This is a genomic window from Micromonospora sp. NPDC049836 (assembly GCF_044465125.1).
In the GTDB taxonomy this organism is placed as follows: Bacteria; Actinomycetota; Actinomycetes; order Mycobacteriales; family Micromonosporaceae; genus Micromonospora.
In genome coordinates this window covers 1-10496 of the sequence record NZ_JBITLH010000032.1, presented here as the reverse complement: position 1 = coordinate 10496, position 10496 = coordinate 1, and the positions used below count along the sequence as shown (strand labels likewise).

Genomic DNA, 10496 nt, shown 5'->3' with positions numbered 1-10496 from the left:
GCAGCCACCAAGACCAACGACTGAACATCTACAACCAGCGAGGGGGTCAAAGTTCGGCCGGAACAGAGGGGTCAGGGTTCAACCGGTGTTGACACGGGCAAACTGCTCAGGCGCGGACTCTGACCCGCGCGGTCGCCCTCAGCTCCCGTATCCCGGCGACCAAGGCAGCGAATCAACCTCAGTCGTTCTCCCCTGCAAGACCATCGTGAACAGGTTCATCATCCTGGCCCGCGAGTATCCATCCATGTACAGCGGGCCGCGAACCTCGTCGTGGTCCTCCCAGATCACAAGCCCTCGGCTTCCCGCGAACGCCGACACGCTGTACCCAGCCTCGTTATCGCTGATCCACACGTCAGGATGCTCCGGGTCATCGACCTCTAGCTCATCCAGCAGATCCGCGAGCTGGTCAACCGAGGAAGCGTCCTCGCTGCTTCCCCAACGATGCTGGATGGAGCAGCGAAGTGCCCTCGGAGCGTCAGCCATGGACCCAATCCTCGCCCACGCCGAGATTGTCGCCCGCCCCGGTACCGACCGCGCCACCTACCTTGCTAGAAACCCAGACGTTGAAGCGGAACTAAGAGCCGCCGTCCCGCCACCAGCGGGAACAGCACTCGATACCTGCTGGCGCGATCTCTCGGGCTGCCGTGGTTGGTCGTTGTTTGACGACGTTTCACGGTGTCTTGTGCCCCCTGTGTGCCCCAGACACAGCCCGTGCGACGAGGATCAGTGGACTCAACCAGTGCTGATGCCGCTAGGTGGTTGAGAGACCACCGAGGACACACGTAGCACAGCCGAGGACCAACTTCATTGACATCACCTTGCCTTCCCCGTCCGGTTCCGCCAGAACTGCGGTCGAGATCAGAGTGAGGATGAAGGCGGCCATCATGAAGAGCAGCACTGAACCCAAGACCAACCATGGTCTCAGCCCACCGATCCCTCAGCCATGGTCAACCCTCGCTCCTAAGGGCGTACCGGCAACGGTCGTCGCGGCGTGCATAGCTCCAGTTCAGCGAGGGCGTACGACGCCAGCCATCTCTAACCTGCACCTTTCGGCGGCTTCTTGGCCTGCCGAGTGGACTTTACGCCGCGCTGCTGTAGGGTGACGTTAAGAAGCTGGGGCTGCTGGCTCGGATGCCGCTTCCAATCTGCGATAATCTGCCCGAACCACTGATCCCACAACTCGAAGGCTCTCGGTGCACGCTCGGTGAGAAACCAATTTAGCGGCACTCGGTCCCAATCATTCGGGTGCGAATTGAAGACGTTGTTTCGCTTCGGGTGCTCAACCGCATCCCGACGTTCAAGAATTTCACGCAGTGCCGAATAGCCCGGCCCGGCTGTAGACACTCCTAGCTTAGCCAGCCCTAAAGCCTCTCTCGTCCGTTCCCCAAGAGTGCTGCGTTCAAGCCTGACACCCAGCGACGCCTCCATCTCTTGACACAGATGCTGCATCGTTAGCACCGTGTTGATGACCATCTGCGTCCCAGCGACGTATACCAGGAGGGTGAGATCTGGCTCATCTTCGGCAGCCATCATCCGGTCGTTGCTGGGGAGAATCGGGAGGCGGAGAACACGCTCATGGCGCCTCTGAAGCTCAAGGTAACCACTGCGCGCCATCATGTAGTGCAGCTTCCACAGACGTCGCACTTCATAGGTGATCGTGCCGAATCGTGCGTGTTCGGCATGTTGAAGAATCCGTACAGGGGTGCCAGCTTTGTGGGCCTGAGCGAGCGTCTCGTCAGACGTTGATTCCCTCTTGATTCCCACTCACATTACTCCGATCTCCTACGAGTAACTGGCTACTACTGGCTAATCGCTCACTCTCGGCTTGGGAAATACAGCCGAGTATGGCAAAAGGTCCTGAATGGCCTGCTGCCCCTCTTCAATTGTCTTGCTAATCAGTTCAGGCGTTAGTCCGTGTGTCTGCAACTTCCCGCGACGGTAGCCAACTAGGTTCAGTGCGTTCGCCTGGGTAGTCATTTCGATTATTGCACTATGCGCGATTTTATCCCGCAACTGAAATAAGTTTTTGATCCGATCACAAATCTGGCCTGGGTTTTGTGCACCAACGAGCTGCAGCGTGGGCAGAAGTAGAGAGAACTTGCGTTCGCGTCCCATTTGACCAAACAGCTTCTCAGTCGCAAATGCAATAGTCTCTCGGTCTGGCTTGACTAGCGCTTTGATGAGCGCTGAGTCAATCATTGACTCAAGCGCAAGCGCGATTGACAGGACCTCACCAACGGCATGGCCGTAGTAGGTCTTCGCAAGCAGGTTCCCGAGTAGTTGCCCTATGTCGACAGCACTGGTTTCCTCTTCATCGGCCACCGCATCATTGTGCCGGCTCTGCCATCCCGTCTGCCGTCGACCCGCCCTCCTGGGGAGCGGGCCGCCGCCCGGCCCGCCACGTCAAGCGGACCTTGACGGCTCGTACGGACGCTGGCGGGTCGGGCGGTGGTCTGCTCGGCTCGTCCGGGCCGAGGGCAGGCGGGATGGCCTACCGCCACCACCCACGGACCGTGACCCGCCGGCGGAGCCCCGGCCATCCTGGAGCCGGAGCGCCCCCGCCGGAGGCGCAGTAACCGCAATCCTGCGACCGCCGCCAGGTCGCCGACGCGGCCGGCGTGCGCTCCCCTACGCCGCGCGGGCTGCTGGCCGCGCGGCCCGGCCGGCTGCCGGCCCACCCCTCACCGGTCAACGGCCTGTCGCTCTGCGGCGGCCCCCGGGCTTCCCGCTCTCCGCGCCAGCCGCAGGGCATCAGGCGTGACGGCCGCAGAGCGACAGCGGCAGCGGCCGGCGCGCGCCCAGGCGGCGGCGCGTGCGGCCCGTCAAGGGCCGCCTTGATAGACGTACAGAAAGTCCTCCCACACCGGCCGGCAGTCGGCCTGTGATCCGACAACTGATGTGCAACGCATGTCCGCGAGGTGATGTGCGACAGGTCTAGAGTTCGCTGACTAACTGGGGTTACGAGTGGAATCGGCGTCCAACATGCGGGTTGCTTCCTCAACGATGCCCACGAAGCTCTCCGGTGGGAGTCGCGCCGAGAAGGCTTTGCCCAGTTCCTCAGGGAAGGAGTGGTCCTTGCGCCAGAACTCGAAGACGATCACCAGGTCGCCGTCCAGGTAAGCGTAGGTCGACACGTTGTCGGTGATCTCGGTCCAGCGCATGAACCAGAACTGCTCGCGGAACTTAGTCTCCTTGGCGTGCAGCAGCCGGAAGACCTCTCCCGGTTCATAGCCCGGGAAGGGGCACGGTGCGATGTCGCCACCGCGCACCCGGTGTGCGTCCGCCTGCATGTACGTGGAGAGCGATGGCAGGTAAGCAGCGTTGTCGCTGACGGTCAGCCGTTTGTTGGCCAACCACAGGTCGACTGTCCGCAGTCCAGGCGTGGCAGGTCCGCCCACCTCTACGGCAAACGTAGTCCGTTCACCGAATCGTGCTGTCGTCACCCAGCGACGTTACCTGTCGCAGATCACCTGGCGAACGCGTGTCGCACATCAGCCGACGGAGGACAGGCCGGAAGTCGGCCGGCAGTCGGCCGCCCTGCGGTTTCACGGCAGGTTGACGTGTCGATACCCGGTGCTACTCTGGCCCTCGTTGAGCACACCAGCGCGGCCTTCCCGCCGGATCGCTGAACTCGACTTCGGAGTTGCCGAGCGGTCTTCCTGCCGCTGACGCGGGTCACGTCCTGCCGGCTTTCGATCACACCGGCCGCTGCGCCGGCCCGAAATCCGCTGAGCGGCCCAGCACGGCCTTCCCGCTCCTGGGACGCCCGCTGTGTCCGGGCCGGGGTTCGGAAGATCACCGTGCACGATGCCCGGCGTACCTGCGCGACCCTGCTCGTCGACCTGGACGTGCACCCGCGCGTCATCATGCAGGTGCTCCGGCACGCCGAGGTGTCGGTGACGATGGAGATCTACTCGCAGGCATCGTCGGGCGCCACCCGTGACGCCCTCAAGCGCCTGGGCGAGAGCCTGCGATAGGCCGCTGCTGTACTTCACTGCTGTACGGAAGCACTAGAGGGCACATCCATGGATCGGATGTGCCCTCTGACCTCTGTCGGGGTGGCCGGATTCGAACCGACGACCTCTTCGTCCCGAAGGAATGATCGTGCTGGCTTCACCTGCGGCGGTTCCCTGCCTGACCTCGCTACATCGTCCACCGTCGTTCGGCTCTGTCCGCTGCCGTCCGTCGCGGTCGTCACCCGGTTAGTCACCCACGCCGCCCCCCGCCTTGCTCCTCCCCGGCTGCGCCCCAAGCCATCCCGTCGGCCTTCGTCCGCACACCGTGGATCAGGTGGGGCCTGCCCGGTCAAGGTGGAGCACCCCACTGTCTGAACGACCTTGACCGGGCAGGCCCCACCTGATCGGCTTGCCCCGGATGAAGGTTGCCGGGGTGGCGTCACCATCCCAGAGCGCCCGAGCGCCCCGCCGGAGGCACTGCCTGTGTCTCGACCAACCCGAAGCCCCGGAACTGCCATCGATCATGGCGGCCCGGGGCCTCTTCGTATGTCGCGCCGCCGGCGGGCTATCACCGCGTGCCGGCGGCCGAAGGCCAGAGGCAACGCGGCGGGCCGAAGGCCCGGCCCAGGTTCGGCGGCGCGCGCGGCCTGCGAAGCGGGCCGCCTTGAAGACGTATAGAAACTTCTCACCAACCGAAGGTCAGTTCATGATCAGGCTAGGCAGCAAGTCCAAGCAGTTCGTTGGCGCGGGTGTTGAACTGCTGCACCTCGGGAATCGCAGAGAACGGCCTCATCCGTCTCTGTAGGTCGCGCACTGTTGCGATGCATCGGGTTGAGTTCACAGACGCGGCTAGCTCCACTACGTGGATACTCTTTGCTGCGGCTGCCTCGATGTCGTTTCGCGCCAGGTCGCCGACTGCTAGCGCTGCGTGGCTCAACGCTCCGCGTCGGGCGCGTCCTTGTTTCCTCGCTCCCTCGGCTGACTCGCGACCGAATTGTTCAAGGGGCTGGACCTGTCCCAGATCTCGGAAGCAGTGAGCGGCTTCTCCAAATACGTACGGCGCATCGATGAACTTGGCCCATTCGGGTTCCTGTTCGGGCCTGACCTGGCCGAAAGTCTTTTCAGCGAGGGAGATTGCCTTGCTTGCGTTAGACCTCTCGCCAAGGGCGGCCAACGCCCGTGCTTCGAGAATGTAGAGGTCGGTCGTACATGCGGGTGACTCTGGTTCTGCGAGTCCACGGCGTCCGGCTCGGGCTAGCATCAGAGCTTCGCGAGGGTGACCGAGTAGGTTTGCCTGGTCAGACATGCCGGCCAGAACATGAGCGCCAAGTGGTACGGATCCCGACGCCTGTGCGAGATGCAGCGCTTGAATCAGATACCGCTGCGCCAAGCCGTGCTCGCCGTCGTCGTAGGCCATCCAGCCGATCAGGTATGCCAACTCGGCCGCTGCCTCGTAAAGCGCCTTCTCGACCGGAGGCTGATGATCGCGCTTGAGCAGCGGCACCACATAGCTGCTCATGTACTCGATAAGTGCTGTCCGTGCGTGGCCGCCGCCACGCATGACGTCCATCTCCTGGAAAAGCGCGAACATGTCGCGGATGCCTGCCACCTGGCGCATGCCAACCTGACGGGGACCGCGCTCGGTGCTCATCTCGTCTAGCGTCGCGAGCAGCCAATCACGGCTAGGCGCACCTAACGCGGCCAGCACGAAAGGTGCCTTGATGATCTGTCGGCGCTTCACGTCTGCCCTTCCAAGATCGATGATTGTCTCCACGGTGCTTATTGCACTACCGCCGTACGACAATCCTCGTTCTGCGAGCGTTTCTTCGTCGGGCATTCGGAAGTCAGATGGTGTGATCCGTCTGCCTAGCCGTTCGGACAGTGCCTGTGCAATGAAGTTGGGGACCGGCGACCGTGGGCGTTCACCCTTTTTCACCCACCTATTCACGGCTGTGTAGTCGTAGCGCAGCGATTGGCCTTCGTTCGCGCCCAAGTCGTTCACCCGGCGCGCTAGCCCGGCCCAGGACCATCCGGCTTCGGAGATCAAAGCGGCAAGACTGTCGTTCGGATCGTTCATCGCGGCCCTCCCTGCCGCCGAGGGTACTTGCGTCGGCAGTGAGCGGAACACCCCACATGGGCCGGGCAAAGTTCACATGGGTCTTCACATGGTGTCGCCAGGCCAGGTGGCGCAGTTTCCTTGCTTCATGCCCATCAAGCTTCAGCGAGCTCGCTTCTTCTCCAACGCGGCGACCCGTCGTTCGAGTTCGCGCAGCTCGGTCCGCAGTGTCGATAGCTCGGTCGACGAAGCAGAGCTGGTCGCCTGCGGGCTGGGCAAGGGATCAGCGACGAAGACGCCGCGACCCTGCGACGACACGATCAATCCTTCGTCGCGTAGGACGCCCAAGGCGCTCTTCACGGTCATCTGCGCGACGCCGTACTCCTGCGCGAGGACGCGGCCCGACGACAGGCGATCTCCTGGCCGTAGCTCCCCTGAGCGAATGGCCCGGCGCAGCTCGTCAGCGATCTGCGTATACGGCGGTCGCCGGTCGTTCGGATCAACTTTCCCCACTTGGTCAGCCTATCGAAGTTGACCAGGGCGCTCTAGGGCGCAATAGATGAGCTGGCTACCTCTATAGACTGGGCTAGCCCGGGCTAGTAAGGTTCAAGTGGTGACCCCGGCGGGCTCCTACCCCCGCCGAGGTCGGCGCATCGGTCACCCTCGCGAAAGGACCACACGATGCCTGTTCAGCGTACCCGCGTCCCTGTATCTGCCGCCTCTGGTCATCTGACCTTGGCGCGTGCGGCCTCCGCGCCCGTGTTCGGGCTTCCTGGCTCGCTCGCTGCTTCGACCACTGCTGAGGCTCCTGGACTGCGACCTGTTCCCAACACCCACCCTGTCTCCGTCTCCGTTCCTGACTGCCCTGCGCCCGTGACTGCCTTGGCCGCGCTTCGGCTGGCGGTCGCGTCTGACCCGGTTGTCGGGTCGCCTGCGGTCAACGCGCTGCTTGATGCGTTGTCCGCGATGTTGGGTACCGCGCCGGTGGAGGACTCGGCGCGGTTTTCGGTCAAGCAGCTCCGCGTAGCGCGGGGTTGGTCGCAGCTTGACCTGTTCCGTCGGCTGTGCCGTCTGGCTGAGGCCGATGGTGAGCGGCTGCCGGAGTGGACGACGTTCAAGCGCAACCTGTGCCGGTGGGAGAACGGCACCGTGGGTGTCTCCCCGTACTACCGGCATCTGCTGTCGCGTCTGTTCGACGCTCACCCGGTCGCGCCGGTCGGGGCGGTGGCCTGATGACTGTCACCCCGATCCGTTCCGCGTCGCGTCACCCGCTTCCGGTTGATGTGGAGTCGCTGTCGCTGCGGGAGTTGGAGGTGGCGTTCTACGTCGCTGACTACCACCGCACCCCGGAGGAGATGGCGGCTGGTGGTGACGTGCTGCGCATGGTCGCCGCTGTCACGGCCGCCGTTACTGATCTCGGGATCGATCTGATCCGTGAGGTGGCGGACCTGTTCGAACAGGTCACCGTGCGTGGTGACATCGGCCTGCGGGACCGGCTGACCCCGGACCGCGTCCGGCTGTCCCACGCGCAGGGCACCGCCCGGTGCCTGCGTCGGCTGCTGACTGGTTCCGGCTCGGCGTTGGACACCGCCCGCACCGTCGAGCGGTGGCAGATGGCCTTGACCGGTGCCGACGCTGAGGCGGTGGCGGCCTGATGACCGTCACTGTCATGCACCCGGCCCGGCAGCGTCGTCTGCTGCGCGGGTGGGAACCCGTCCAGCTCATCGGCCGCATGCGCATTGAGGCGGCCAAGGACGGCGTGATCCTGCCCAAGACGTACCTGCTGGTGCGTCTGCTGTTCCTGTGGGAGAACCACCGTCTCCCGCTGCCCGGCTACTACGCCGGTCTGCTCACCCGCATCCTCGGTGAGCTACCCGCCGACATGCGGAGCTGCGCGTGACGGTGACCGCAACACCTGTGCACCCGGGCGGCACCCACCGCCCGGGACCACACCCCTTCGTCTCGGGTCGCCGCGCCGTTGACGCCGCCGAGTCCGGCAGGCTCCGCGCCCAGGACCCGAACTACCACGCGTGGCTGCGTCACGTGATGCCCGCCGCCGCCTGCACCCGGCCCGTGCGGCTCACCGGCGAGTCAGCCACCATCAACCCCGCCACCGGGGAACTCCTGGCGCTGGCATCGACGGAGAACATGCCGGACGGGCAGATCTACAAGCCGTGCGGCAACCGTCGCGCCGCCGTCTGCCCCTCCTGCGCCGAGGTCTACCGCCGTGACGCCTTCCAGCTCATCCGCGCCGGACTCATCGGCGGCAAAGGCGTCCCCGCCGCCGTAGCCGGCCACCCCGCCGTCTTCGTCACGCTGACCGCCCCGAGCTTCGGCGCGGTGCACACCCGCCGGACCAGCAAGACCGGCCAGGCCATCCCGTGCCGCCCCCGCCGCCAGGAAGCCCTGTGCCCGCATGGGGTGGACCTGCGCTGCCAGCGGCTGCACGCCGCCGACGAGAAGGCCCTCGGGACACCGCTGTGCCTGGACTGCTACGACCACCACGCCCAGGTCGTCTTCAACGGCCAAGCGGGCGAGCTGTGGCGGCGCACCACCATCGCGATCCGCCGCGAGCTGGCCAAGACGGCTCGGGCGTTCGGGCTCCCCGCGGCTTCCTTCCGTCTGTCCTACGGCAAGGTCGCGGAGATGCAGCGACGCGGCGTGGTGCACTACCACGTCATCGTCCGCCTCGACGGCATCAACCCCGACTGCCCCGGCGCGATCGTCGCCCCGCCCGCCCCGCTCGGGCTGCTCGACCTCGTGGCGGCTGTCGAGCACGCCGCCGCCTCCACCCGGTTCACCACCGACCCGCACCCGCACCACCCGGCCGGGTGGCCGATCGCATGGGGTGATGAAGGCAAAGGCCGCTACGCCGACATCCGCCCGGTCCGGATCGCCGGTGACGGTGAGATCACCGACGCCATGGTCGCCGCGTACCTGGCGAAGTACGCCACCAAAAGCACCGAGGCCACCGGCCACGCCTGCGGGCGACTCAACGCCGACACCATCGACCTGTACGCCAACCCCGACGGCACCCACCCCGAACGCCTCATCGACGCCGCCTGGACCCTCGGCCGCGCTCCCGGCTGGACCGGCCTGCGCCGATGGGCGCACATGCTCGGCTTCGGCGGGCACTTCCTCACCAAGAGCCGCCGCTACTCCGTCACCTTCCGCATCCTGCGCGACGCCCGCGTCGTATGGCGCCGCACCGTCGAACACGACCAGGACCAGGAGCACGACACCGAAACGACGGTGGTCATCAACACCCTCGCCTACACCGGCTCCGGCTGGCTCACCACCGGCGACGCCCTCCTGGCCAACACCGCCGCCGCCATGGCCCGCGAACGAGCAGAAGCCGCCCGCGAAGCCATGCGCGACCAGCTCCACGGCTGACACGTACGTGTCAACCAACCCCACCCCGCTTGACACGTACGTGTCAACAACCCGCACGCGACAGGAAGGACCACCCCGCTTGACCGCACCCACCATCGACGCCCCTGGCAAGGCCCTCTACCGCATCCCCGAGGCTGTGGACCTGCTCGGCATCTCCCGGACCGTGATCTACGAACAGATCCGCGCCGGCCGACTGCACTCCGTCCGGCAGGGCCGTACCCGCCTCGTCCCCGCCGCCGCCATCACCGCCTACGTCGAGCTGCTCGAACAGGAAGCCCAGGAAGGAGGCACCCGATGACCACACGCCGCGCCCGAGGAGAAGGCGGCCTGCACTGGGACGAGTCCCGGCAACGCTGGATCGCCACCGTCACCGTCGGCTACACCCCGGCCGGTAAGCGCGTCGTGCGCAAAAGCAGCGGCAAGACCAAGACCGAAGCCCGCGCCAAACTGCGGGAGAAGATCCGCGACTACGAAGACGGGCTCGCCATCGCCGAGCACCACTACACCGTCACCGAAGCCGTCACCGACTGGCTCACCTACGGACTCAACGGCCGATCAGACCGCACCAAGACCAAGTGCGAGATCCTGTGCCGCACCCACATCATCCCCGCGCTTGGCGCTCGGAAGCTCCGCGAGCTTCGCGCCCAGGACGTGGACCGCTGGCTAGCCGACAAGGCCACCACCCTCAGCAGCCGCACTCTTCGTGATCTCTACGGGTGCCTCAACCGCTCGATGAACCGAGCCATGGCCCGGGACAAGGTGAAGCGCAACGTCGTCGCGCTGTGCACCGTCCCACGCGGCCAGGAGGGACGCCCCTCCAAGTCCCTGACGCTTGCCCAGGCTCGGGCGCTTCTCCACGCGTCCGAGGGAACTCGCCTGCACGCCTATGTCGTGCTCTCGCTGCTGACCGGCGCGCGCACCGAAGAACTCCGCGCCCTGCGCTGGGACCACGTAGACCTTCACGGTCAACCCAATCTTGACCCGCCGCTACCGCCCTCAGTTCACGTCTGGCGCTCTGACCGGGACGGCGGCGACACCAAGACCCGCAAGTCCCGGCGCACTCTCGCCCTGCCTGCTCGGTGTGTCACCGC

Annotated in this window: 12 protein-coding genes and 1 pseudogene; 7 read left to right on the top strand and 6 right to left on the bottom strand. The window is 65.5% G+C overall.

Going from position 1 to position 10496, the window contains the following annotated elements; genetic code table 11:
- Positions 1-138: 138 nt before the first annotated feature.
- The 4 genes from ACIBPB_RS33480 to ACIBPB_RS33465 all read right to left on the bottom strand — a co-directional run bounded on the left by ACIBPB_RS33480 (position 139) and on the right by ACIBPB_RS33465 (position 3443).
- On the bottom strand, positions 139-483 hold the full coding sequence (locus ACIBPB_RS33480; protein WP_396843237.1) for a hypothetical protein: 345 nt from the start codon (positions 481-483) through the stop codon (positions 139-141).
- Positions 484-1035: 552 nt separating this feature from the next.
- Positions 1036-1764 carry a hypothetical protein gene (locus tag ACIBPB_RS33475; protein WP_396843236.1) on the bottom strand — a complete coding sequence of 243 codons (729 nt, stop codon included), beginning with the start codon at positions 1762-1764 and terminating at the stop codon, positions 1036-1038.
- A 42-nt stretch (positions 1765-1806) separates the two neighbouring features.
- Entirely contained in the window at positions 1807-2322 is a 516-nt protein-coding gene (locus ACIBPB_RS33470) for a hypothetical protein (protein ID WP_396843235.1), read from the bottom strand.
- Between the two features lie 626 nt (positions 2323-2948).
- Entirely contained in the window at positions 2949-3443 is a 495-nt protein-coding gene (locus tag ACIBPB_RS33465; protein WP_396843234.1) for a hypothetical protein, read from the bottom strand.
- Between the two features lie 294 nt (positions 3444-3737).
- Here ACIBPB_RS33465 and ACIBPB_RS33460 point away from each other — a divergent pair.
- A pseudogene (locus tag ACIBPB_RS33460) lies at positions 3738-3977 on the top strand (tyrosine-type recombinase/integrase); the annotation flags it as partial.
- 694 nt (positions 3978-4671) lie between these two features.
- Here ACIBPB_RS33460 and ACIBPB_RS33455 read toward each other — a convergent pair.
- Positions 4672-6033: a hypothetical protein gene (locus tag ACIBPB_RS33455; protein WP_396843233.1), complete on the bottom strand. Its 1362-nt coding sequence runs from the start codon at positions 6031-6033 to the stop codon at positions 4672-4674.
- A 141-nt stretch (positions 6034-6174) separates the two neighbouring features.
- On the bottom strand, positions 6175-6525 hold the full coding sequence (locus ACIBPB_RS33450) for a GntR family transcriptional regulator (protein ID WP_396843232.1): 351 nt from the start codon (positions 6523-6525) through the stop codon (positions 6175-6177).
- A gap of 360 nt (positions 6526-6885) precedes the next feature.
- On the opposite strand from ACIBPB_RS33450, the gene ACIBPB_RS33445 reads away from it, so the two are divergent.
- From ACIBPB_RS33445 to xerC, 6 genes are all read left to right on the top strand, one after another.
- Positions 6886-7245, top strand: a complete 360-nt coding sequence (locus ACIBPB_RS33445) for an XRE family transcriptional regulator (protein WP_396843231.1) — start codon at positions 6886-6888, stop codon at positions 7243-7245.
- Entirely contained in the window at positions 7245-7667 is a 423-nt protein-coding gene (locus tag ACIBPB_RS33440; protein ID WP_396843230.1) for a hypothetical protein, read from the top strand. The genes ACIBPB_RS33445 and ACIBPB_RS33440 overlap by 1 nt, the downstream gene beginning before the upstream one ends.
- Positions 7667-7912: a hypothetical protein gene (locus tag ACIBPB_RS33435; protein ID WP_396843229.1), complete on the top strand. Its 246-nt coding sequence runs from the start codon at positions 7667-7669 to the stop codon at positions 7910-7912. Before ACIBPB_RS33440 ends, ACIBPB_RS33435 begins: the two co-directional genes overlap by 1 nt.
- A 2-nt stretch (positions 7913-7914) precedes the next feature.
- Positions 7915-9405: a replication initiator gene (locus ACIBPB_RS33430; protein ID WP_396843228.1), complete on the top strand. Its 1491-nt coding sequence runs from the start codon at positions 7915-7917 to the stop codon at positions 9403-9405.
- Positions 9406-9484: 79 nt separating this feature from the next.
- Entirely contained in the window at positions 9485-9703 is a 219-nt protein-coding gene (locus ACIBPB_RS33425) for a helix-turn-helix domain-containing protein (RefSeq protein WP_396843227.1), read from the top strand.
- Positions 9700-10496, top strand: a 797-nt coding sequence (gene xerC / locus ACIBPB_RS33420) for a tyrosine recombinase XerC (RefSeq protein ID WP_396843226.1), incomplete at its 3' end; no start/stop codon positions are given. The genes ACIBPB_RS33425 and xerC, both read left to right, overlap by 4 nt.